Below are 23,229 nucleotides of genomic sequence, written 5' to 3' on the forward strand. Positions count from 1 at the left end.
CCCTCAAGCGGCTTCGGCGACCGGCACGGCGGCCGAGGCGCGGAAGTGCTGGATGGCGGCGCCGACGCCGGAGCCGGGCGCCAGCCGTACGCCGCAGTCGAGCAGCGCCATTTCGGCGGCCGAGAGCGAGGCCAGCACCATCACCTCGTTCAGCCAGCCGAGATGGCCGATGCGGAAGACCTTGCCGATCACCTTGTTGAGGCCGCCGCCGAGCGCGGTCTGGTATTTCTGGTAGGCGCGCTTGACCACATCGCCGCTGTCGACGCCGTCCGGCACCAGGATGGCGCTGACCGTATCGGAGTGCCATTTCGGCGCCTTGGCGCAGAGCTTCAGGCCCCAGGCGTCGACTGCCTTGCGCACGCCTTCGGCGAGACGATGGTGGCGGGCGAAGATGTTTTCCAGCCCTTCCTCGGCGATCAGGTCGAGCGAGGCGCGCAGACCGCGCAGCAGCTGTGTAGCCGGCGTATAAGGGAAGTAGCCGGCATCGTTGGCGCGGATCATGTCCTCGAAGGAGAAGAAGCAGCGGCGGTGCGTGGCGCTCCGCGAGGCCACCAGCGCCTTCTTGCTGACGGAGAGGAAACCGAGGCCGGCGGGCAGCATGAAACCCTTCTGCGAGCCGCTGACGGCGCAATCGACGCCCCATTCCTCCTGGCGGAAGTCGATCGAGCCGATCGACGAGACGCCGTCGACGAAGAGCAAAGCAGGGTGGTTGGCGTCGTCGAGCGCGGCGCGGCAGCCGGCGACGTCGCTGGTCACGCCGGTCGCCGTCTCGTTCTGCGTGCAGAAGATTGCCTTGATGCGATGCGCCTTGTCGTCGCTGAGCCGCTCGGCATAGAGCTCGAGCGGCACGCCGGTCCCCCAGTCGCAATCGATGACATCGACCTCGAAGCCGAGGCGCTCGGCCATGTCGACCCACAGATGCGAGAACTGTCCGAAGCGCGACATCAGCACGCGGTCACCGGGGCTGAGCACATTGGTCATCGCCGCTTCCCAGGCGCCGGTGCCGGAGGAGGGATAGATGAAGACGCGGCCGGTCTCGTTCTTGAACACCGTCTTGATGTCTTCGAACAGCGGTAGCGTGAGATCGGGGAAGGATGCTGCACGCATGTCTTCCATCGGCAGGTTCATCGCCTGCCGGACCTGTTCGGGGATGTTGGTCGGTCCGGGAATGAAAAGATGGGTGAAACCGGCCATGTCGCGAACTCCTCCTGATCCAGCAAAGCGGTGAGGGGAGTTTCGTCTCGACGGCTAAAGGCAACAACACCTCAAGGGGTAACATCTTGCCGCGCGCGGGTGGGGGTTGCCTACCCGGGTGACCTACCCGCGGCCAGTCGCTCGCCTACCCCAACGGCTGCTTCTGGGTACGCCTCTCCCGCGCGTAGAGCGCGACTGCCATCGCCCGGTTGCGGACGTCGAGCTTGTCGTAGAGATTCTTGAGGTGGTATTTCACCGTGTTCTCCGAAATCCCGGTGCGCGTCGCGATCTGCAGATTGGTCCAGCCGTCGGACAGCACCGCCAGCAGCTCGCGCTCGCGCACGGTGAGCAGCGACAAGGGTGTGTCGTTGACCTTGTTGATGTCGATGTAGGGGATGCAGATGCGGCCATGCGCGACGGCCAGGATGGTCTCGAAGATGATCGCCGGATCGTCGAACTGGAAGCAGTAGCCCTGGGCGCCGAGCCGCACGCACTGCTTCAGGATGCCGATGTCGTGGTCGTTGGAAAACACCGCGATGCGCACGCCCAGCTTGCGGCTGTGAACCTCGGCCAGCACATCGGCGCCGTCCATGTCGGAGAGCTTCCAGCCGATAACGGCGACGTCGAATTCGCCTTCCGCTGCCAATTCCAGAAAATGCCTGCCGCTTTGCACGCAGGCCCTGAGATCGAAGCGCCCGTCGCAGTCCAGCATGTCGCGCACCGCCGATATGACGAGCGGATTGCGTTCGGCGACGACCACGCGCACGCGCCGTTCCTCGATTGCCTTCTGCGTCTGTGACCTGATCTTCAAGGGCTTCCGGCTGTTCTGGTTCCTGGCCTGGGCGGGTCCGGCAGATGGCAGGACCTGCACCATGACAATTCTGCCCCAACCGTGCTCGGGTGCTCTTTCCCCAGCGACATGTGCTGTCGCGCCGCCTGAATCCTGGGCGGCGTCATATCCTGATGAAATCACTCTCGCCCATATGCAGGGCGGGGCGCATTTCGTTTGATATTCCCGTGCGTTGCGCGCTAGACCTGACAGGCACCTTTTCCGAAATTCCCATGGCGGGAGCCGCTGGTGGAACGCCAGGACGACCAGAAGACCGGCGCCAAAGCCGCTGACGATGCCCACGCCGACATCTATGGCGAGGACGGCGCCGTTCTGTCATCATTCCTCGCCCAGATCGGCGCGGCGATCGCCGATCGCGATACGCTGACGCTGAAGCGCGAAGTCGACGACCTGCACCAGTCGGAACTTGGCGATCTGCTGGAGGCCCTGCACCCCGAACAGCGTCGCGCCCTTGTCGAACTGCTCGGCGCCGACTTCGACTTCTCGTCGCTGACCGAGGTCGACGAGGCGATCCGCCGCGATATCGTCGACAATATGCCCAATGAGCAAATTGCCCAGGGTATGCAGGACCTCGATTCCGACGACGCGGTCTACATTCTCGAAGACCTTGAAAAGGAAGACCAGGACGAGATCCTGTCGCAGCTGCCGTTCACCGAGCGGATCAGGCTGCGCCGCTCGCTCGACTACCCGGAAGAGACCGCCGGTCGCCGCATGCAGACCGAGTTCGTCGCCGTGCCGCCGTTCTGGACCATAGGCCAGACCATCGACTACATGCGCGAAGACAAGAACCTGCCCGAGCGGTTCAGCCAGATCTTCGTCATCGATCCAAGCTTCAAGTTGCTCGGCGCCATCGACCTCGACCAGATCCTGCGCACCAAGCGCACGACCAAGGTCGGAGACGTGATGCACGAGACGAGGCACGCCATTCCGGCCACCATGGACCAGGAAGAGGCGGCGCGGGACTTCGAGCAATACGATCTTCTGTCCGCCGCCGTCGTCGACGAGAACGAGCGGCTGGTCGGCGTGCTCACCATCGACGACGTCGTCGACGTCATCCAGCAGGAGGCCGAGGAAGATCTGCTGCGCATGGGCGGCGTCGGCGACGAAGAGTTGTCCGACAGCATTCTTTCGACCTCGCGCTCGCGCGTTCCCTGGCTGCTGGTCAACCTGTTGACGGCGTTCCTGGCGGCTTCGGTGATCGGCCTGTTCGACCGCACCATCGAGCATATTGTAGCACTGGCCGTGCTGATGCCGATCGTGGCCGGCATGGGCGGCAATGCCGGTTCGCAGACCATGACCGTCACGGTGCGCGCGCTGGCGACCAGGGATCTCGACATCTACAATGCCGGCCGCATCATCCGCCGCGAAATGGGCGTGGGTTCCATCAACGGCATCATCTTCGCCGTGCTGATCGGCATCGTCGCGGCCGTCTGGTTCCGCGATGCCAATCTGGGCGGCATCATAGCGGCGGCGATGATCATCAACATGTTCGTGGCAGCCCTTGCCGGTATCCTGATCCCGCTATTGCTCGACCGGTTCAAGATCGACCCGGCGGTGGCGTCGGCGGTTTTCGTCACTACGGTCACCGACGTCGTTGGCTTCTTTGCCTTCCTCGGGCTGGCCACCTGGTGGTTCGCTATCCCTTGAGAAAGAGGCGTTGCGGGTTCAATTGACTTTTACGTAAATGTGGTGCGAGGCTTGCGCGGGGTTCCATGCCGAGTCCGGCTTGGAACGGGGTTGATCGGAATGCGTTGGAAATCCCGGGCGACCGGGCGTTTTCCGATGTTCCGACATTTGGAGCAAAGATGCGGGAATATTATTCGATCACCGAACTGACCCGCGAATTCGACGTGTCGACGCGGACGCTGCGCTTCTACGAGGATGAGGGGCTGGTGCAACCCGTGCGGCGGGGCCGCACAAGGCTGTTTCGTCCGTCGGACCGGCATCTGATCCGCCAGATCATGCGCGGGAAAAGGCTCGGCTTCTCGATCAACGAGATCCGCGAAATCATCCAGATGTACAAGGAACCGCCAGGCGAGGTCGGTCAACTCAAGCTGATGATCAAGCGCATCGAGGAGAAGCGCGAGGATCTCAGGCAGAAGCGCCGCGATCTCGAGGAGACGCTGGCGGAGCTCGACCAGGCCGAGGAGTCATGTGTTGAGCGGCTGGTGGAGCTGGGGGTTAATACCTGAGCGGACTCATCGCGCGTTGAGCGGCGATCGCTACAGAACTTCGTCATTCTAGGGCGGAGCAGGAGCGAAGCTCCGTCGCGGAGACCCTAGAATCCATTCCGTGACATTGGCCGTGGAGTGCAGCGGTGCAGAATTCTGGACCGTGGCAACTGCTGTACGTCGCGGCATGGATCCTCGGGTCTGCGCTGCGCCGCTACGCTTCTTGCTTCGCCCGTGGATGACGAAGAGATGGGCGTTTCGGCTAGTCGCCAAGGCATGCGAACCCTGCCAGCGATCACACCCGCCTCAAATCCAGCGCCTGACCCGCTTCGCATAGTCGCGGTACTTCTTGCCGAATTTGGCGAACAGCACCTTCTCCTCGCTCTCGATGGCGACCTTCTGCGTTGCAAATGCCGCGATCAAAGCCAGCGGCAGGAACCATACGATCCCCGAGACGAAGGCAACGCCGATCAAAAGCAGCGTGTTGGCCAGATACATCGGGTTGCGCGTGACGCCGAACGGGCCAGACGTCACCAGATGCTCCGGCACGCCATTGGGGTTCATCGTCGTTTTGGCCCGGATCATGGTGCGGATAGCGGTGAACCAGAGGGCTGCGACGGCAAACAGCACCACAAAGCCGGCGGCAAACAAAAGGTCGCCCAAGAGGTCGCCGATCCAGGGCAGGGGATAGAACAGGCCGAGCACGATGCTGATGGCGATGGCGGCGATGTAGATCAGCGGCGGCCACGGGATCAGCCGTGGTCTCGGTAGATCGGGTTTTGCCAGCCCGGGTTTTGCTAGCTTGTCGGTCATTGTTGCCCTCCCTGCGTCATCGGACTCTCCTCCGTCCTTGCGGTGCAGATGCCGGCGAGTTCACCGAGATGCGCTTTGAACTCCGGGGTCTGGTCACCATTGTAGAGCCGGTCGAATGCCGCTTCGCTTTGCAGCGTGTCCAGCATGCACACACAATAGCTGGTGCAGAACTCCGTGTCGCGCTGCTGTTCGCAGGATACCTGGCATTCCTTGAGGAAGACCACTTCCCGTGTCTCGACCGGCGCCGGCGCGATCTGCGAGAACAGCCAGACGCACCCGAACAGCAGCGGCTGGTGGATCAGGTAGAAAGCCAGGCTGTGGCGGCCGATGAAGGTGAGCGGCCTGGTCCAGCTTCCCGATGCCAGCGTGGCCAGCCGCGCCAGCAGGCCGGTGGTGGACGCAAACTTTGCCGCGGCGATGCCGAGAAGCACGGCGCCGAACCAGGGAAACAGCGGCACGTAATCGTTGGAGCGCGGGTTGATCGCCGACAGGCCGACCCACCACAGCGCCGGATGATCGAAGGCTTCGGATCGGAAATAGAGGGGGACTGCGATCACCAAAGCTGCCACGAAAAGCGTCAGCAAGGACGGCAGCCGCAAGAACAAAAGGCCGAGCAGGCTGGCCAGCGCGATCTCGTGCAGGATGCCGAAGAAGATGAAGCTGTCCGGCGTGATGAAGTACGTGACCGCCGATATAGCGGCGGCCGCGACGGCGACCATGGCAAAGCGTTTCCAGAAGCCGGTCCAGCGGATCTGCCTGCCATGCGCGAGAAACAGGCTGACGCCGACCAGGAACAGGAAGGTCGAGGCGATGCAGCGCGCATAGATCTTCCACCAGCCGACGGCGGTGAGGCCGGGATCGGTGTAGTGGAAATTTTCGAGATCCCAGGTGAAGTGGTAGCTCGCCATGGCGATCAGCGCGATGCCGCGTACGACATCGATGGCGACGATGCGCTTCGGTTGATCTCGCTTCAGTTGATCTCCAGGGGGTGCGGTATGGATGCTCATGGTCTCGCGATCTGATTCAGCCCCAAAGACGACTATCACGGTTGCACCGGACAAAAGAAGGCCGCCCTCTACGCTCCGGGTCGCGCCGTGCGGCTGCATCGGGCGGCGCTTTAGGCCAGAGCCGGAAAGCCTTTGGCCGAATTCGCTTTTTGCCGGGAAGGGGTCGGTTTCCTGTTACCGGCGGAGGAAGCGCCAGCGCAGATTTGACGCCGCGAGTCTGATTTGGGATCAAATGTACCCCTGTGAGCCATCCGATCTGGCTTCCGGCCCTGCGTCCGGCGGATGCGCGCACCTTTGCCTCGCTCTATGCGGTCGAATCCTTCGCCCGTGCCACGGTGTCGAGCGTCATCCCGATCCAGGCTTATGAGATTCTGCACAACGAGCAGATCGTCTCGATCCTCTACACCATCGTGGCGCTGCTCGGCCTGTCGGTGACCTTGTTCATGCCGATGTTGATCCGCAGGTTTGCCCGGCGCTGGGTCTATACCGCCGGCGCCTGCCTGCTGGCGATAGGCTCGCTGTTCTTCGTCACCCACACGCTTGCCGGGCAACTGACAGGCATGCTGTGCCGCGTCATGGGGGCGAGCGCGCTGTCGATCACGCTCAACCTCTACATCATGGACCACATCCGCAAGACCGATTTCATGCATGCCGAATCGCTGCGCATGGCGTGGTCGATGCTGGCCTGGACCGGCGGGCCGACACTCGGCATCTTCCTCTACACACGCTACGGCATCTATGCCGCGCATGGCGCGGTCGCGGTGTTTGCGTTGGCCTTGCTGGCGCTGTTCTGGACCTACAGGCTGGGCGACAACCGGTCGATCCGGCCGGGCAAGACACGGCCGGCCAATCCGCTGGCCAATATCGGCCGCTTCGTAGCACAACCCAGGCTCAGGCTGGCCTGGCTGATCGCCTTCGGCCGCTCCTGCTTCTGGACGACGTTCTTCGTCTACGGGCCGCTGTTCATGGTGATTACCGGCGAGGGCAAGCTTGCCGGCGGCCTGCTGGTTTCGGCCGGCAATGCGCTGTTGTTCATGGCGATCTTCTGGGGCAAAGCGGGAAAACGCTTCGGCGGCCGGCGCACCATGACCTTCGCCTATTTCGCGATGTCGGCGACGCTGCTTGCGGCGGGCGCGGTCGGCACTACCGCGCCGCTGCTTACGGGCTTTTTCCTGCTCTGCGGCGCCTTCTTCACCATCGCGCTCGATGCACTGGGCTCGACCGCCTTCATGCGCTCGGTGCGGTCCTATGAGCGGGCGCAGATGGCCGCGGTCTACCGCACCTATCTCGACTTTTCCGAGCTGACGCCGCCGCTGGTCTATTCGGTGGTGCTGGCGTTTTTCGGCCTCGGCTCGGTGTTCGTGACGCTGGGCATTCTGGCCGCTGTTTGCGGCTTTATCACCTGGCGCTATCTGCCGAAGTCGCTTTAGTCGCCGATCAGGCGGTTGCCTCAAGCGCTGCATGCCGCTCGCGCACCCAGTTGTGGAAGCGGTGCAGATCGTACTCCTCCGGCATCAGCACGCCGGCCTGGTGGCGCATCGAGCGCAGGCCTTTCTGATTGATCTCACAGATCGCGGCATCCTCCTCCAGCACCTGGGTGCCGAAGGCGACGACATTGTCGATGTCGGTCTCGGCGAGCGCCTCGGGCGCGAACAGCCACTCGGCGGTGAGTTCGGTCTGTTCGGGACCGAGCGGCATCAGTCGCACCGTCCTGACATAATCGACATGGCCGACGATGAACATCGAGGGCAGGCTGGTGGCATAGGTCTGTCCGGCCGCACGCTCGGCCGGCGTCAGGCCCGGGAAGACCGGGCCATGGGCATGTCCGTCGCGCGACCAGGTCTCGGCGCCGGCGCGCAGGCCACCCGAAAACTCCGGTGCGTCATTGTCGGCATGGCGGACCCAGTCGGGGTCGTCGTGCCGGCTCATCAGGCCGCGGCCGTACATCGGCACCAGCCGAGACAGGTCCTTGTGGACGCCTGGGCAATGCAGGCACTCGTTGAAGTTCTCCCAGAAGATCTTCCAGTTGCAGTTCATCACCTTGCGCAGGACATGGCCTGATACCAGCGTTTCCAGCGGCCAGTTGGCGAGGTCGCCGGATGCGGGATCGAAGGAGGTCTCGGCGGAGCCGGCCGTCGCCTGCTGAGGGTTCACAAAGACAAAGCCGCGCCACACCGACAGCGCCACCCGGTAGAGCGGATGATCTGCCTTGTCGAAACCATCTGGCAGCGATTTCGAGGGAACGCGCACGAGATCGCCGCGCAGCGAGTAGGACCAGGCATGGTAGGGGCAAGTGATGAGCCGCGCTTTCAGCCGGCCCTCGCTTTCCTGGCAAAGCTGCGAGCCGCGATGCCGGCAGGTGTTGTGGAAGGCGCGCAACTCGCCGGTGTCGTCGCGCAGCACGACGATTTCCTGTGTGCCAACGCGGAATGTCCTGAATGCCAAAGGCTGGGCAAGATCGGCCTCGCGGCAGACGAGCAGCCAGCTTTTGTACCAGATGGCGTCGAGATCGCGCTGGTAAGCCTCGCTATCCCAATAGGCCGATGACGGTAGCGTCGGTTCGGCCCGGCTCAGGCCGTTATAGGGGTCGCGCTCGCTCGGGTTGGGATGCATGGCTGGCTTCCTATGAAGCGTCAGCCGACACCCCGGCAGATAGTTTGTCAATCAGAGTGCCGCATTGCCGGTTGCAGGCGCGGCGCATAATCATGTCGTGGACATGGGACATTCGGAAATTGGGGGGATTCGGAAATTGGCCGCACGACAGATGTCGCTTACGCCGGAGCTGGTCGCGCGCTGCTGGCGCGAGATCAGGGACCCCGGGCCGGATCCGGACGCGATGCATCTCGATGACGCCGACTATGACGCGCTGCTGGATGAATTGCAGGTCGAACTCCCGGATAGCGAACCGCTATGGCTGTTCGGCTATGGATCGCTGATCTGGAAACCGGAAATAGATTATGTCGAGGACCGCGTTGCGCTGGCGCGCGGCTGGCATCGGTCCTTTTGCATGAACATGACGCGCTGGCGCGGCACCAAGGACAGCCCCGGCCTGATGATGGCGCTGGACCGTGGCGGACAATGCAAGGGCGTCGCCTTCCGGCTGACCGAAAGTAACCGGCGCGGGCAGTTGGGCCGGCTTTTCCGGCGCGAAGTCACGCTGAAGCCGACAAGCTACCGGCCGCGCATGCTGAAGCTTGCAAGCGAGGCCGGACCGCTCAGGGCATTGGCCTTCGTCATCAACCGCAACGGCCTGACCTATTCAGGGCCGCTCGACGAGGGCAAGGTCGTCGAAAGGCTGGCAACGTCCTGCGGGCACTGGGGGTCGGGCGCCGACTATCTCTACAACACGGTGAAAAACCTTGAAGAGCGCGGCATTCACGATCGCCATCTGTGGCGGCTGCAGCGGCTGGTTGCCGAGCGGATCACCGCGTTGAACCCGTAACGCCGCATGGCGCATTCGCGCTGTTGGCCGGCGGAATTTGGTTTGCCGGATGCGGCCGTTTCAGCCTATAGTCATGCATGTCGTCGGTTCCGTTAGGGACCAAGAGGGAATGCGGTGAGGGCTGACTTGTTGCCCAATGCCGTGGCTGCCCCCGCAACTGTGTGCGGTAGTCCTCTCCAAGCCACTGAGGATTTTTCCTCGGGAAGGTGGGGAAGGGCGCTGATCCGCGAGCCAGGAGACCTGCCGGCGACAGGGAACTGACTTCGATGCCCTCGGGTGGAGGGCGAAAGGACAAGATATGAATACCGCTTCCGTCTCCCTCGGCGCATCCGTCTCCTCGCAGTCGCGCTTCATGCAGCTCGTGCTTAGCGCGTTTCTGGGCATTTTCGTCGTCGGCGTTGTCGGTTTCTCGCATATCGATGCGGTCCACAATGCGGCGCACGACTATCGCCATTCGATGGCGTTTCCCTGCCACTGACGAGGATCTGACATCATGAACCTGTTTCGCAACGTCGTGTTCATCGCGGCGATCGCAGGGCTCGTGGCGGGTGTCGCTCTCGCCTGCATGCAGGCCTACGCCACCGTGCCGCTGATCCTCAAGGCGGAGGTCTACGAAAAGGCTGGTGGCGGCCATGAGCATCAGCATGCCGCGGCGCCCGCCGCCAACGCTGCGGACACCGATGCCATGAGCACCGCCGCGCCGGCGGAAAATGCGGTGAGCAGCGCAGCACCGGCTGAAGCAGCCGCGCCGGCGGAGGACGAAGGCTGGGCGCCGGCCGACGGCTTCGAGCGTTTCGCCTTCAGTGTCGTCGCCAATATCGTCACCGGCATCGGCTTCGCGCTGGTCCTGGTGGCGGTTTCCGAGTTCGCCGGCGGCATCGGCAGCTGGCGCCAGGGCGTGTTCTGGGGCTTGGCCGGCTTTGCCGTGTTCACGCTGGCGCCGGGCCTCGGCCTGCCGCCGGAACTGCCGGCAATGCCGGCGGCCGATCTCATGCAGCGCCAGATCTGGTGGTGGGCAACGGTGATGACAACGGCGATCGGTCTTGCCCTTATCACCTTCCGCACGTCGGCGCCCCTGACCGTGCTCGCCGTCGTCCTGATCGTCGCCCCGCATATTGTCGGCGCGCCGCAGCCTGACAGTTTCGTAACGCCGATCCCGGAGGGCCTGCATCATCAGTTCGTGGTGGCGGTGACGCTGACCAATCTGGTGTTCTGGCTGGTGCTCGGCGCAGTTGTCGGTGTAGTGCGCGCGCGCTTCGCCGGCACCGCGACCAGCCTGCGCGACAGCTTTGCCTGATCGCAGTTTGACCTTCATCATCGGCGGTGCGCGCTCCGGCAAGAGCGCGCATGCCGAAACTTTGGCGACGGCGTTGCTGCCGCCATGGGCTTATATCGCCACCGCGCTAGCCTATGACGGCGAAATGCGCGAGCGCATCGCGCAGCACCGCTCGCGCCGTGGCGAGGGGTGGGCGACCATCGACGCCCCGCTTGATCTTGCCGGTGCGCTCGAGGCATTGCCGGACAACCAGCCGGTGCTTGTCGACTGCCTGACGCTGTGGCTGACCAATCATATGCTGGCCGATCATGATCTGGAGGGGGAGTGCCGGCGGCTGGCCGATGTGCTTTCGCGGCCGCGCGGACCGTGGTTCGTGGTCTCCAACGAAGTCGGACAAGGCATCGTGCCCGACAATGCGCTGGCACGCCGGTTCCGCGATGCCGCCGGCCGGCTCAACCAGCAGATCGCGGTCGTAGCTGATATGGTGCTTCTGATGGTGGCGGGGCTGCCGCTCAAGGTGAAATGAGATGACCGATATCGACACAAAAGACGAAGAGCGCCATCGCGCCAAGATGGCCAAGCGCAAGGCGGTGCAGGACGCCGAGGTCGCGGAAAAGACGGTCGAGAAGGGGCTGCTGATCGTCAACACCGGACCCGGCAAGGGCAAGACCACGGCTGCCTTCGGGCTGGCGCTGCGCATGCTCGGCTATGGCAAGCGCGTCGGAATCGTCCAGTTCATCAAGGGCAAATGGCACACCGGCGAGAAGGATGCCTTCGCGGCGTTTGGCGACCGCGTCGTCTGGCACACGATGGGCGAGGGTTTCACCTGGGAGACGCAGGATCTGAAGCGCGACATTAAGGCGGCCGAAGCCGCCTGGGCCAAGGCGCTGGAACTGATCGCCGATCCCTCGATCAGCCTCGTCGTGCTGGACGAACTGAACATCGCGCTGCGTTACGACTATCTCGATCTCTACAGAGTGGTGGCGGCGCTGAAAGCGCGGCGCGAAGGTCTGCATGTCGTCGTCACCGGCCGCAACGCCAAGCCGGCGCTGGTCGAGGCGGCGGATCTGGTGACGGAGATGGGCGTGACGAAGCATCATTTTTCGGCCGGCGTGAAGGCGCAGCAGGGGATCGAGTTTTGAGGGGTTTCGTGGGGAGGGTCGATCCGCGAAGCGGATCGGGGTGGGGGTTCTCGTAGGTCGCAGTCCCCCACCCCGGCGCTTCGCGCCGACCCTCCCCACAAGGGGGAGGGTAAAGGAAGGGCGACGGTAAGCTCTCAGAACGTCACCGCGATAAGCACAGCCGACAGCAACCCGAACAGCCCAATCAGCAGATAGTCCGCCACCTGGTACAATTTCAGCGCCTGCCTGATGTCCTGGCTTTCCGCCGCGCGCCTACCGCCTTCGCCCATATAGGCGTCCTCGACGATGACGCCGCCATAGCTGCGCGGGCCGGCGAGCGCCAGGCCGAGTGCGCCGGCCATTGCTGCTTCCGGCCAACCGGCATTGGGTGAGCGGTGCTTTTTGGCATCGCGCCGCATTGCTTGCCAAGCGTTGCGGGGATCGGCGCCGTGAACGAGAAAGGCGGCGGCAACGATCAGCAACGCGGTCAGCCGGGACGCCGGCAGGTTGATCCAGTCGTCGAAGAGTGCCGCCGCGCGGCCGAAGGCCTCGTGGTGCGGGGTGCGGTGGCCGATCATCGAATCGGCGGTGTTGGCGGCCTTGTAGGCGACGCCGCCGGCCAGACCGCAGACACCTGTCCAGAAGGCGGGCGCAACGATGCCGTCGGAGAAATTCTCGGCCAGGCTTTCGATGGCGGCGCGGCTGACGCCGGCATGGTCGAGCTTCTCTGGATCGCGGCCGACGATGCGCGCAACCGCAATGCGGCCGAGCGCCAGCCCGCCGGTATCCAGCGAATCGGCCACCGCCTCGACATGTTCGGTAAGGCTCTTTTGCGACAGCAGCGACGAGGCCAGGATTGCCGTGATGATCATGCCGGCAGGAAAGAGCTGCCAGAGCAGGATTTGCACGATGAAGGCGATTGCCGCCGGCACCAGCACGATCACCAGCAGCGCCTGCGCGCCGCGGCGGCGACGCAGCGCGTCGGAATCAGTGTCGCGGTTGAGCCTGAGGTCGAGAAAGGCTATCAGCCTGCCGAACCAGGTGACGGGATGGCCGACGGCACGGAACAGCCAGTCCGGGTAACCCAGGATGCGTTCGATGGCCAGCGACAGGAAAGCGATCAGGATCGACATGAAGCTTTCTGATGGAGCGATTACTGTGGTGGATCACGGTGGATCCCTTGGCCGGGCGAGGGCGCTCTTCCCTCACGCGCCACAACCTTTCGTCGATCTCTCGACAGGTATCAATCCGCACTCCTACCCGCTTTTCGAGCTGCCCGCCACCGCCCTGTCACGATTGCCGGAGGCCGCGCGCCTGCGTGAGCTGGCCAGGGTCGCGGCCGGCGCCTATGGCGCGGCTTCGGCCGAGAATGTGGTGGTCGCCCCGGGCACGCAGATCCTGCTGCCGCGCGTCGCCTCGCTGGTCAGCCCCGGCAAGGCGCTGGTGCTCGGGCCGACCTATGCCGAGCATGCCAAGGCCGCCGCGATTGCCGGCCATGCGGTGGCGGAGGTCGACGATTTCGAGGCGCTTGCCGGAGCCGAAATTGCCATCGTCGTCAATCCCAACAATCCCGACGGGCGAGTCGTGTCGCGGGAAAGGCTGCTTCGGCTTGCCGAGACATTGCGCGCCATAGGCGGTCTGCTGGTCGTCGACGAAGCCTTCATGGATGTCGGCCCGCACGCGGAAAGCCTGGCCGGCGATGTCGGGCGGGGCGGCATCGTCGTGCTGCGCTCGTTTGGCAAGTTCTTCGGTCTCGCCGGCCTGCGGCTCGGCTTCGCACTTTCCGATGCAGCGACGGTCGAAAGGCTTGAAACGCAATTCGGCCCTTGGGCGGTCGCCGGCCCAGCGCTCGAATACGGCATCCGCGCGCTTGCCGACAGCGGCTGGCAGGCCGACATGCGGCGGCGGCTGGCGCAGGATGCGGCGCGGCTCGATGCGCTGCTTTCGCGCTTTGGCGTTGCTGTCGCCGGCGGCACGACGCTGTTTCGCTATCTCCGGCTTGCCGATGCACCGGGGCTGTTTTCGACGCTCGGCGAGCGCGGCATATTGCTCAGGCATTTTTCCGAGCGTCCCCAGGTGCTCCGCGCGGGGCTGCCTGGAAGTCAGGAGGAATGGCAGCGGCTTGAATCGGCGCTTGCCGACTGGGGCGCACGGCGCGACGATGGGTCGAAGGAGATCGCGCCATGATCCATATCTGTTCGCTGGCAAAGCTTGAGGAGACGGTGGCCAAAAGCGGCGCCGAGCGCGTGCTGTCGCTGCTCGCTGCCGGCACCGAGGTGACGCGGCCGGCCTCAATCGCGAGGGAAAACCACCTGCATCTGGTCATGCACGACATCGCGGTGGCGCAGGACGGCATGACCATGCCCGGCGAAGACCATGTGCGCAGTCTGCTCGATTTTGCCCGGAAATGGGACCGCGCCAAACCCATGGTCGTCCATTGCTATGCCGGCATCAGCCGCTCGACCGCCTCGGCCTATATCATTGCGGCGGCGCTCGCCCCGAAGCGCGACGAAGTCGAACTTGCGCAGACATTGCGGAAGCTTTCGCCCTCGGCGACACCCAATCCACGGTTGATCGCCGTCGCGGATGCTCTGCTCTCACGACAAGGCCGCATGATCGAAGCGATCGAAGCGATCGGGCGGGGCGCCGATGCTTTTGAGGGTACGCCTTTCGTGTTGAAGATCGACGGCTAAGGCGGCCCGCTATGCCAGCCAGTCGGCAAGCTTCGCCTTGCGCACATCCTTCAACAGGGTGATGAAGCCGTCGGCCTGATGCTCCGCCGTCAGTCGGCCTTTCTCGGCCGTGGCAATGCTGGCATCGCCGACCACGCCGTTGGGGTTGAGATCCCCAGCGATCCAGGCGAAAGCGTGCGTTCCGGTGTGGCGCAGCAGCGCAAATTCGGTTTCGGCGCGGGCGACCTTGGAGGCGAAATTGTCGGCCTTGGCCATGTCGACTAACTCCGGGCGAAAATGCAGCATCAACGAGGTCTCGACGTCGCCGCCATGGATGCCATGGCGGTCTTCCAGCTCGGTGTACATGCCGGCGGGGCGGCCGAAGCGCTGCCAGCTGGTCTTCACCGCCAGCATCCTCTCACGCACGCGCAGCTCGCGCGTGACGATGCCCATGATCTCTTCATTGCCGCCATGCGAGTTGACGACGATCAGTTTCCTTACGCCTGCGCGGGCAACGGACAGGCCAAGCTCGGTCCAGGCATCGACCAGGGTGGCCGCCGGCAGGGTGAGCGTGCCCGGCGCCTGCAGATGCTCGTTCGACTTGCCGACCGTTTGGACCGGCAGGATGCGGATGTCGAGATCGCCGGGCAGGCGGGCGATGACCGTCTCCAGCATGCCGTTCATGATCGAGGTATCGGTTGATACAGGCAGATGCGGGCCGTGCTGCTCGATCGCCGCCACCGGCAGCACGGCAATCGTCGCCTCCGGATCGATCGCGGCGTATTCGGTGGTCCGGTAGTCGCCCCACCACACGCGTCTGTTTGCAACGGTCATGTCATGCCTCTTGACTGTGAGGGAGACCTAGCGCGCCAAACGTCGCCTGTCGATCACCCAGCCGCAATCGCCTCGACCTCGACCTTGAACTCCGGCCGCGCAAAGCCTGACACGATCATCAGCGTCGAGGCGGGCGCGGGGCTGGCAAACAAGCGGTCGCGGACGTCCATATAGGGCCGCAGAAAGGCGCGGTCGGTGACGTAGGCGTTTATGCGCACGATGTCGCCTAGCCCCAGCCCGGCTTCAGCCAGAATCGCCGCTATGTTTTGAAAGCAGAGCTCGGCCTGCGCGCCGGCATCCTCGGGGATCTGGCCGTCCGCCGTGATGGCGACCTGGCCGGAGCACAGAACCAGCCGCTTGCCTGGCGGCACCTCGACGCCGTGGCTGTAGCGGGCGAAAGGCGGCTTGATCGACTTCGGCGCGAGGTATCTGAACATGGCAATCTCCTGTCTGCGAGACCAGCCTAAGACGTGACCGATAGTACGTTCAAGATGTGGTGCATGGCACAAGGGCGATTGTGGACAGGCGTCCAAAAAATAGGCACGATGCCTCCCGCACAGCATGACCCGTCCGGTGTTGGCAGTGACTGCCGCGCAAGCAGGCGGCCCGGGCGGTGGCATGTGTCTTGCTTCTTGGATCAATGGTGTCGAGCCCGGCGCGTGACGCTCCGGAGCCAACAAAGGGTGGTGTCGATGTACGGAAAACAGAAGATTTCAGCGCTTGCGGTCGCGCTGCTTGGAGCCGGCACGTTCGGCGCGGCAGCAAACGAGAAGGTCACCTTCGGCACCAACTGGCTGGCCGAGCCCGAGCATGGCGGCTACTACCAGGCCGTCGCCGACGGCACCTACGCTGCATGTGGCCTCGACGTGACGATTTCGCAGGGAGGTCCGCAGGTCAGCGGGCGGCCGCTGCTGCTGGCCGGCAAGCTCGATTTCTACATGGGCGGCAATCTGCTGTCGGCTTTCGACGCCGTCCAGCAGGGCATCCCGATGCGCGTCGTCGCCGCCGATTTCCAGAAGGACCCTCAAGTCATCATGTCCCACCCGGGGCAGGGGCTGGACAAGTGGGAGGATTTGAAGAACGCCGACCAGTACATTCTGGGCGACGAGGGCGTCCAGACCTTCTTCCAGTGGATGGTCATCGAACTCGGTTTCGATGCCGCCAAGCGCGTGCCCTACACCTACAACACCGCTCCATTCCTGGCCAACAAGAAGTCGATCCAGCAGGGTTACGTCACCTCGGAACCTTTTGCGGTCAAGAAGGAAGGCGGCTTCGTGCCCAACCAGTTCCTGCTCGCCGACTATGGCTGGGACACCTATTCGACGACGATCGAGGTGATGCAGGACACGATCGACAAGCGGCCGGAGGTGGTCCAGTGCTTCGTCGATGGCTCGGCCAAGGGCTGGTACAACTACCTCTACGGCGACAACAAGGCCGCCAACGAGATGATCAAGAAAGACAATCCCGACATGAGCGACGAGCAGATTGCCTTCTCGATCGAGCAGATGAAGAAGTTCGGCCTGGCCGATTCCGGCGACACCGAAAAGCTCGGCATCGGCGCCATGAACGAAGACCGGATCAAGAGCTTCTATGACAAGATGGTCAAGGCCAAGGTCACGCCCGAGGGCATCGATATCAAGAAGGCCTATACGCTGGCCTTCATCAACAAAGGTGTCGGAATCGAGCTGAAGAAGTAATCGTGAAGCTGGAAAAGATGGCGCAGGCGCCCATGACGGCATCGGGTGAAGGCCCGATGCTGCTGACGCTGCGCCATGTCGGCAAGGTGTTTTCCAATGGCGTGACTGCATTGAGCGACGTCGATCTCGCCATCCGCGAGGGCGATTTTGTCAGCCTGCTCGGGCCGTCCGGCTGCGGCAAGTCGACGGCGTTGAGGCTGATCGCGGGCCTGTCGACGCCGACATCCGGTCAGCTCGACTGGGGCGGTTCGATCGACCGCGCCAATATCGGCTTCGTCTTCCAGGAACCGACGCTGCTGCCTTGGGCCGATGTCTTCGACAATGTCTGGCTGCCGCTCAGGCTGAAAGGCGTGTCGCGTGCCAAGGCGGCGCCGGTGGTGACGGAGATGCTGGAGCGGGTGCACCTGACCGGTTTCGAAAACGCCGTGCCGCGCGAGCTTTCCGGCGGCATGAAGATGCGCGTCTCGATCGCACGCGCCATGGTGACGAAGCCGCGCATTCTGTTGATGGACGAGCCGTTCGCGGCACTCGACGAGATCACCCGCTTCAAGCTCAACAACGACCTTCTGGAGCTGTGGCAGGACGAGCGCTTCACCGTCGTCTTCGTCACCCACAGCGTCTTCGAAAGCGTGTTCCTGTCAAACCGCGTCGTCGTCATGGCGGCGCGGCCGGGCCGCGTCCATGCCGAGTTGGCAATCGATGCCGCCTATCCACGCGACGAGGTGTTTCGCACCTCGCCCGACTATGCCGCGCTCTGCCGCCAGGCCTCGGACATCCTGGTCAACGCCATCAACACATCAGCCGGACCGCACCATGACGGCCATTGACCAGAATGCCGCAACGCTCGACGCGGAAGAGGCCGGCCGCGTACGCCAGGAGCGGCTGGAGCGGATCGGCCGGTGGGTCTTGCCTTTGGCGATCATGATCCTGGCGATCTGGCTGTGGGACCGCATCTGCGTGTGGAACGCGATCCCGCAATATATTCTGCCGCGCCCCGGCGTGGTGCTGTGGACGCTCTATAGCGATGCCGGGCTCCTGTTCTCCGCGCTGCTGGTCACGTTGCGCATAACCTTTCTCAGCCTGCTGCTCGCGGTCGTCGGCGGCGTCGGACTGGCGGTGCTGTTTGCGCAATCGAAATGGGTGGAGATGTCGTTCTTTCCCTTCGCCATCGTGCTGCAGGTAACGCCGATCGTGGCGGTCTTCCCGCTCATCAACATCTATGTGGACAACCAGACGGTGAAGCTTTTGCTTTGCGCCTGGATCGTCGCGTTCTTCCCGATCCTGTCCAACACCACGCTCGGCCTCAATTCGGTCGACCGCAATCTGCGCGACATGTTCAAGCTCAACGGCGCGACGCGCTGGCAGCAATTGCGCTATCTCAGACTGCCGGCGGCCATGCCGTATTTTCTAGGAGGCTTGAAGATCGCCGGCGGTCTGTCGCTGATCGGCGCCGTGGTGGCCGAGTTCGTCGCCGGCGCGCAGGGACAATCCTCAGGGCTCGCCTCGCGCATCATCGAGGCCGGCTACCGCCTCAACGCGCCAAGGCTTTTCGCGGCGCTGATCCTGATCTCGCTCACCGGCATATTGATCTTCCTGGTGCTGTCGCTCGTGTCGCATCTCATCCTGCGCCGCTGGCACGAGAGCGCGCTGAAGCATGAGCGGTAGGGGGGTTGGGTGACGTGATTGAGATGCTGGCGCGAAACACCCCCCTCTGGCCTGCCGGCCATCTCCCCCTCAAGGGGGGAGATTGGACGTCATCCGGGATTTCGCCAATTATCGACGTTGGAAGACGGGTGCTGTCGGAAAAGCTGCCAATCTCCCCCCTTGAGGGGGAGATGCCCGGCAGGGCAGAGGGGGGCGGTCCTTGATACCGACCTCTGGCTCGTACCATCTCACCAACGTCCGCCTTCACCGGTCGCTGACATCAGGTCTTGCCCCCACTTACGACACCGACGGTTTCGCGCTGGCCGACATCGCCGTCGCCGACGGTAAGCTCTCCAGCATCGCCGCGCACAAGAAATCAAAAGCGCCAGCCACCGCCATCGACCTTGCCGGCCGCATCATCCTGCCGTGCTTCGTCGACTGCCACACCCATATCGACAAGGGCCAGATCTGGCCGCGCAAACCCAATCCCGACGGCAGTTTCATGGGCGCGCTCAATGCCACCGGCGCCGACCGTGCAGCGCGCTGGAGCGCCGAGGACGTGGCGCGGCGCATGGATTTCTCTTTGCGCTCGGCCTACGCGCACGGCACCAAGGCCTTGCGCACTCATCTCGACAGCGTGCCGCCACAGGAGGAAATCTCCTGGCCGGTGTTCGAGGCGATGCGGGAGAAATGGCGCGGCCGCATCGAGCTGCAGGCGGCCTGCCTGCTCGGCATCGAAGGCGTGCGCGACAGAAAGTGGTTCGAGAGGCTGGCCAAGCGTGTGGCTGCGGCCAAGGGCGTGCTCGGCGTCGTCACCTATATGGTGCCGGATCTCGAAGAGCTTCTCGACAAGGTGTTCGCCGAGGCGAACAAGCACGGGCTCGATCTCGATTTCCACGCCGACGAGACCGACGACATCGCGGCGATCTCGCTGAAGAAGATTGCCGAGGCTGCACTCTGGAACGGTTTTGAGGGCAACATGCTGGTGGGACATTGCTGCTCGCTGGCGCGCCAGCCGGATCTCGACGTGCTCGACACGCTGGACAAGGTCGCCAAGGCCAAGCTTGCCGTGGTGTCGCTGCCGATGTGCAATCTCTATCTGCAGGACCGGCGCGCCGACCAGACCACGCCACGCTGGCGCGGCGTGACCTTGCTGCACGAGATGAAGGCGAGGGGCATTGCGGTCGCGGTCGCCTCCGACAACACCCGCGATCCTTTCTATGCCTATGGCGATCTCGACATGCTGGAGGTCTACCGCATGGCGACGCGCATCCTGCATTTCGACCATCCGGTCGGCGACTGGCCGCAGACGGTGGCGGCGACGCCGGCCAAGGTGATGCGGCTCGATGGTGTCGGGACACTGGCAGCTGGTGGCAGCGCCGATTTCATCGTCTTCAAAGGGCGGAGCTGGACGGAATTGCTGTCGCGGCCCGAATCGGATCGCATCGTCGTGCGCAACGGCCGAGCGATCGACAGGCAATTGCCCGACTATGCCGAGCTCGACGAACTGATGGTGGAATGATGGATGTTTCGGCGCTCAAACGTGATCTCGACGGGATAAAGCTCGACGACAATCCGGCCATCGTCCAGCAGAAGAGCCGCGACTTCTACTGGTACAGCCCGGTGCTGAAGCAGCAGCTCGACCACGTCACCGGCGACCTGATCGTGACGCCCAGGAACGAGGCCGAACTGATCCGCGTGCTTACCGCTTGCCACCGTCATGGCGTTCCGGTGACGCCGCGCGGCAGCGGCACCGGCAATTACGGTCAGGCGATGCCGCTATCGGGCGGCGTGGTTTTGAACCTTGCCGAGATGAACGAGATCAAGGCCATAGCGCCGGGCCGCGTCGTCACCGGGCCGGGCGCGATCCTCGCCGACATCGACAGAGCGACGCGCGCGCATTCCGGGCAGGAACTGCGGCTGTCGCCGTCGACCTACAACACCGCCTCGATCGGCGGCTTCATCGCCGGCGGCTCGGGCGGCGTTGGCTCGATCAATTTCGGCGGTCTGCGTGATTTCGGCAATGTGCTGCGCCTGCGCGTCGTCACTATGGAGGCGAAGCCGAAGGCGCTCGAACTCGCCGGCGAGGACCTGCACAAGGTCACCCACGCCTATGGCACCAACGGCATCATCACCGAGGTCGAGATGCCGCTGACTGCAGCCTATGAATGGATCGACGTGATCGTCGGCTTCGACGCTTTCATGCCGGCAGCCCGCTACGGCAACGCGCTGGCACGCCAGGACGGCATCCTGACCAAGCTGATCACGCCGATCGCCGCGCCCGTGCCGCAGCTCTATTTCAAGCGCCACCAGAAGTTCTTCCGGGACGGGCAAAGCATCTGCGTCGTCATGGTTGCCCGGCATGGGCTAGACGCGTTCCTCGCCTTCACCCGCCGCGCCGGCGGCGAAGTCATCTTCAATGCGGCGACGGCAACGGACGAAGAGAAAAAGGGCCTGCCGCCGGGCTTCGAACTGGCGTGGAACCACACCACGCTCAGGGCACTGCGGGTCGATCCCGCGATCACCTATCTGCAATCGCTCTATCCGTTTCCCAACCAGCTGGCGCTGGTGGAGAAGATGGACGCGATGTTTCCGAACGAGGTCTTTTCGCATCTCGAATTCGTGCGCCTCGACGGCAACATCACCTGCTTCGGCCTGCCGCTGGTGAAATTCACCACCGAGGCGCGGCTCAACGAAATCATCCGGCTGCATGAGGAGAACGGCTGCCCGATCTTCAACCCGCACCGCTACACGCTGGAAGAGGGCGGCATGAAGCAGACGGATGAAATCCAGCTCGCCTTCAAGCGCGAGACCGATCCGCAAGGCCTGCTCAATCCCGGCAAGATGATCGCCTGGGAAAATCCGGATTACGACTATCGCTCGGGCCGGACTTTTTTGTTCAAGGGTTTGCAGAAAGCAGAATGAGCAGAGGTTTGAGCTTGAGCACCCCCCTCTGTCCTGCCGGCACAGGCCCTACGCTGCCGCTTCGGGCGTTCGTCGTTTGGAAAGCCAAGCAATTGGCTTCCCATCGGCTTCGCCGACCACTTCTCACCCCCCGCAAGGGGGGAGATTGGCAGCCTGAACGCCGCGGCCAATCTGACACGCTGACAATTAGTGAAAGCGATGCGGCAGTCCGATCTCCCCCCTTGCGGGGGAGATGCCCGGCAGGGCAGAGGGGGGTGCCTCGCGCCCACCTCGCAAGCATTTCCCCATGAAAGTCCTCGTCCTCTACGCACACCCGGTGGAGACCAGCTTCAATGCAGGCCTGCACCGCACGATCGTCGAGCGGCTGACGGCCGCCGGCCATGAGGTCGACGATTGCGATCTCTATGCAGAGGATTTCGACCCCAGGCTGACGCGCGGGGAGAGGCTGGATTATCATAACCAACGCAGCCCTGCGGACCCGGCCGCGCCCTATGTCGAGCGGCTGCTCAAGGCCGAGGCGCTGGTGCTGTCATATCCCGTCTGGAACTACGGCTTCCCGGCCATCCTGAAAGGCTTTTTCGACCGCGTGTTTCTGCCCGGCGTGTCGTTCAAATTGGTCGACGGCAAGGCGCAGCCTTCGCTCCACAACATCCGCAAGCTGACCGCCGTCACCACCTATGGCGGCAGCCGCTTCCGCGCCATGCTGATGGGCGATCCGCCACGCAGATTGGTCAAGCGGATGCTGCGCGCGACGATCAGGCCCGGCGCCTCGGTGTCCTACCTCGCTCATTATTCGATGAACCTGTCGACCGACGAGACGCGGGCAGCCTTCATGGCCAAGGTCGCGGCCGGGATGGATGAATTCTGATGCGCGTGCTGGTGGTCTATTGCCATCCGGTGCCCGAAAGCTTTTGCGCCGCCATCAGAGATGCCGCAGTCGATGTGCTGAAGGCACGCGGCTGGGAGGTGCGGCTGCTCGACCTCTATGCGGAGAAATTCGATCCGGTGATGGGCTGCGAAGAGCGACGCGCCTACAATGAGCGGGCGCCGGAGGATCCGGCCCTAAAACCGCATTTCGAGCATCTCGCCTGGGCTGAGGCGATCCTGTTCATCTATCCGACCTGGTGGTACGGGCTGCCGGCCATGCTGAAGGGCTGGCTCGACCGGGTCTGGGCGACCGATGTCGCCTTCAAGCTGGGCAAGGGGCGCATCACGTCGCTGATGACACATGTCACCAGGGTCGGCGTCATTACCACCTGCGGCGCGCCGACCTGGTGGAGCGTCGTCGTCGGCCAGCCCGGCCGCAAGACCTTGCTGCGCGGTATGCGCGCGCTGTGCGCCCGCCGCTGCCGGACGTTTTTCCTGGCGCACTACCTGATGGACGCCTCGACGCCAAGGACGAGGGCGGCGTTTCTGGTGAAAGTGCGGGCGAAGCTGGAGCGGTTTTGAGCTTCTTCACCCTCGCCCTTGTGGGGAGGGTCGCGCAGCAAATGCCGCAAGGCGGCATTTGCGAAGCGGGGTGGGGGGTCTCGTAGGGCGCACCCCCACCCCGGCTCGCAATCGCCGCTTCGCTCCGACTGCGA

The 23,229-nt window shown here is 63.8% G+C and carries 25 protein-coding genes and 1 riboswitch; of the genes, 17 read left to right on the top strand and 8 right to left on the bottom strand.

What is annotated here, in order from left to right; genetic code table 11:
- Positions 1-3: 3 nt before the first annotated feature.
- Together X728_RS163255 and X728_RS163250 are read right to left on the bottom strand one after the other, a co-directional pair.
- Positions 4-1,194 (bottom strand): aminotransferase class V-fold PLP-dependent enzyme, encoded by a 1,191-nt coding sequence (locus X728_RS163255; RefSeq protein ID WP_023712721.1) that lies wholly within the window; start codon positions 1,192-1,194, stop codon positions 4-6.
- 145 nt (positions 1,195-1,339) lie between these two features.
- Positions 1,340-2,005 carry a response regulator transcription factor gene (locus X728_RS163250; RefSeq protein ID WP_023712722.1) on the bottom strand — a complete coding sequence of 222 codons (666 nt, stop codon included), beginning with the start codon at positions 2,003-2,005 and terminating at the stop codon, positions 1,340-1,342.
- A gap of 267 nt (positions 2,006-2,272) precedes the next feature.
- On the opposite strand from X728_RS163250, the gene mgtE reads away from it, so the two are divergent.
- Both mgtE and X728_RS163240 read left to right on the top strand, forming a co-directional pair.
- A complete protein-coding gene (gene mgtE, locus X728_RS163245; RefSeq protein ID WP_023753461.1) occupies positions 2,273-3,691 on the top strand; it encodes a magnesium transporter in 1,419 nt (472 codons plus the stop codon).
- Between the two features lie 158 nt (positions 3,692-3,849).
- Positions 3,850-4,236, top strand: coding sequence for a MerR family DNA-binding transcriptional regulator (locus X728_RS163240; protein WP_006203215.1), 387 nt, complete (start codon positions 3,850-3,852; stop codon positions 4,234-4,236).
- Positions 4,237-4,521: 285 nt separating this feature from the next.
- Here X728_RS163240 and X728_RS163235 read toward each other — a convergent pair whose 3' ends face one another.
- A complete protein-coding gene (locus X728_RS163235; RefSeq protein ID WP_031194715.1) occupies positions 4,522-5,028 on the bottom strand; it encodes an isoprenylcysteine carboxylmethyltransferase family protein in 507 nt (168 codons plus the stop codon).
- Positions 5,025-6,035 (bottom strand): DUF1624 domain-containing protein, encoded by a 1,011-nt coding sequence (locus X728_RS163230; RefSeq protein WP_023830512.1) that lies wholly within the window; start codon positions 6,033-6,035, stop codon positions 5,025-5,027. Before X728_RS163230 ends, X728_RS163235 begins: the two co-directional genes overlap by 4 nt.
- A gap of 242 nt (positions 6,036-6,277) precedes the next feature.
- On the opposite strand from X728_RS163230, the gene X728_RS163225 reads away from it, so the two are divergent.
- The gene (locus X728_RS163225) at positions 6,278-7,465 is read left to right on the top strand and encodes an MFS transporter (RefSeq protein ID WP_023830513.1); all 1,188 of its coding nucleotides are present in this window, start codon (positions 6,278-6,280) and stop codon (positions 7,463-7,465) included.
- A gap of 7 nt (positions 7,466-7,472) precedes the next feature.
- On the opposite strand, the gene X728_RS163220 is transcribed toward X728_RS163225, so the two are convergent.
- Positions 7,473-8,648 (bottom strand): aromatic ring-hydroxylating dioxygenase subunit alpha, encoded by a 1,176-nt coding sequence (locus tag X728_RS163220; RefSeq protein ID WP_023830514.1) that lies wholly within the window; start codon positions 8,646-8,648, stop codon positions 7,473-7,475.
- Between the two features lie 136 nt (positions 8,649-8,784).
- Between X728_RS163220 and X728_RS163215 the strand changes: the two genes are divergently transcribed.
- The 5 genes from X728_RS163215 (at position 8,785) to cobO (ending at position 11,895) form a co-directional block, all read left to right on the top strand.
- Positions 8,785-9,477 (top strand): gamma-glutamylcyclotransferase, encoded by a 693-nt coding sequence (locus X728_RS163215; RefSeq protein ID WP_031203234.1) that lies wholly within the window; start codon positions 8,785-8,787, stop codon positions 9,475-9,477.
- A gap of 67 nt (positions 9,478-9,544) precedes the next feature.
- Positions 9,545-9,740, top strand: a riboswitch (cobalamin riboswitch).
- Between the two features lie 35 nt (positions 9,741-9,775).
- Positions 9,776-9,955 carry a CbtB domain-containing protein gene (locus X728_RS163210; RefSeq protein WP_023670784.1) on the top strand — a complete coding sequence of 60 codons (180 nt, stop codon included), beginning with the start codon at positions 9,776-9,778 and terminating at the stop codon, positions 9,953-9,955.
- A 15-nt stretch (positions 9,956-9,970) separates the two neighbouring features.
- Positions 9,971-10,774, top strand: coding sequence for a CbtA family protein (locus tag X728_RS163205; RefSeq protein ID WP_023670783.1), 804 nt, complete (start codon positions 9,971-9,973; stop codon positions 10,772-10,774).
- Entirely contained in the window at positions 10,767-11,279 is a 513-nt protein-coding gene (gene cobU / locus X728_RS163200) for a bifunctional adenosylcobinamide kinase/adenosylcobinamide-phosphate guanylyltransferase (RefSeq protein ID WP_023710812.1), read from the top strand. The genes X728_RS163205 and cobU overlap by 8 nt, the downstream gene beginning before the upstream one ends.
- 1 nt (position 11,280) lies before the next feature.
- Positions 11,281-11,895 carry a cob(I)yrinic acid a,c-diamide adenosyltransferase gene (gene cobO, locus X728_RS163195; RefSeq protein WP_023830515.1) on the top strand — a complete coding sequence of 205 codons (615 nt, stop codon included), beginning with the start codon at positions 11,281-11,283 and terminating at the stop codon, positions 11,893-11,895.
- A gap of 134 nt (positions 11,896-12,029) precedes the next feature.
- Here cobO and cbiB read toward each other — a convergent pair whose 3' ends face one another.
- Positions 12,030-13,007, bottom strand: coding sequence for an adenosylcobinamide-phosphate synthase CbiB (cbiB, locus tag X728_RS163190; protein ID WP_023830516.1), 978 nt, complete (start codon positions 13,005-13,007; stop codon positions 12,030-12,032).
- Here cbiB and cobD point away from each other — a divergent pair.
- Both cobD and X728_RS163180 read left to right on the top strand, forming a co-directional pair.
- Positions 13,006-14,061, top strand: a complete 1,056-nt coding sequence (cobD, locus tag X728_RS163185; RefSeq protein WP_023830517.1) for a threonine-phosphate decarboxylase CobD — start codon at positions 13,006-13,008, stop codon at positions 14,059-14,061. The genes cbiB and cobD overlap by 2 nt on opposite strands.
- Positions 14,058-14,567, top strand: coding sequence for a tyrosine phosphatase family protein (locus X728_RS163180; RefSeq protein ID WP_023746849.1), 510 nt, complete (start codon positions 14,058-14,060; stop codon positions 14,565-14,567). The genes cobD and X728_RS163180 overlap by 4 nt, the downstream gene beginning before the upstream one ends.
- Before the next feature lie 9 nt (positions 14,568-14,576).
- Here X728_RS163180 and X728_RS163175 read toward each other — a convergent pair whose 3' ends face one another.
- Both X728_RS163175 and X728_RS163170 read right to left on the bottom strand, forming a co-directional pair.
- Positions 14,577-15,380, bottom strand: a complete 804-nt coding sequence (locus X728_RS163175) for a creatininase family protein (RefSeq protein ID WP_023670776.1) — start codon at positions 15,378-15,380, stop codon at positions 14,577-14,579.
- 53 nt (positions 15,381-15,433) lie between these two features.
- A complete protein-coding gene (locus X728_RS163170) occupies positions 15,434-15,817 on the bottom strand; it encodes a RidA family protein (protein ID WP_023731928.1) in 384 nt (127 codons plus the stop codon).
- Between the two features lie 255 nt (positions 15,818-16,072).
- Between X728_RS163170 and X728_RS163165 the strand changes: the two genes are divergently transcribed.
- The 7 genes from X728_RS163165 to X728_RS163135 all read left to right on the top strand — a co-directional run bounded on the left by X728_RS163165 (position 16,073) and on the right by X728_RS163135 (position 23,095).
- Entirely contained in the window at positions 16,073-17,077 is a 1,005-nt protein-coding gene (locus X728_RS163165) for an ABC transporter substrate-binding protein (RefSeq protein WP_023670774.1), read from the top strand.
- 2 nt (positions 17,078-17,079) lie between these two features.
- Positions 17,080-17,904, top strand: coding sequence for an ABC transporter ATP-binding protein (locus X728_RS163160; protein WP_023830518.1), 825 nt, complete (start codon positions 17,080-17,082; stop codon positions 17,902-17,904).
- Positions 17,891-18,742, top strand: a complete 852-nt coding sequence (locus X728_RS163155) for an ABC transporter permease (RefSeq protein ID WP_023690276.1) — start codon at positions 17,891-17,893, stop codon at positions 18,740-18,742. Before X728_RS163160 ends, X728_RS163155 begins: the two co-directional genes overlap by 14 nt.
- A gap of 199 nt (positions 18,743-18,941) precedes the next feature.
- Complete coding sequence (locus X728_RS163150; RefSeq protein WP_023731930.1) at positions 18,942-20,243, top strand: cytosine deaminase; 1,302 nt, start codon at positions 18,942-18,944, stop codon at positions 20,241-20,243.
- Positions 20,243-21,646 carry an FAD-binding oxidoreductase gene (locus X728_RS163145; protein WP_031194723.1) on the top strand — a complete coding sequence of 468 codons (1,404 nt, stop codon included), beginning with the start codon at positions 20,243-20,245 and terminating at the stop codon, positions 21,644-21,646. Before X728_RS163150 ends, X728_RS163145 begins: the two co-directional genes overlap by 1 nt.
- A gap of 286 nt (positions 21,647-21,932) precedes the next feature.
- Positions 21,933-22,514 carry an NAD(P)H-dependent oxidoreductase gene (locus X728_RS163140; protein WP_023700354.1) on the top strand — a complete coding sequence of 194 codons (582 nt, stop codon included), beginning with the start codon at positions 21,933-21,935 and terminating at the stop codon, positions 22,512-22,514.
- Complete coding sequence (locus X728_RS163135; RefSeq protein ID WP_023690990.1) at positions 22,514-23,095, top strand: NAD(P)H-dependent oxidoreductase; 582 nt, start codon at positions 22,514-22,516, stop codon at positions 23,093-23,095. The genes X728_RS163140 and X728_RS163135 overlap by 1 nt, the downstream gene beginning before the upstream one ends.
- Positions 23,096-23,229: the final 134 nt, after the last annotated feature.

This window comes from Mesorhizobium sp. L103C119B0, from assembly GCF_000502235.1.
In the GTDB taxonomy this organism is placed as follows: Bacteria; Pseudomonadota; Alphaproteobacteria; order Rhizobiales; family Rhizobiaceae; genus Mesorhizobium.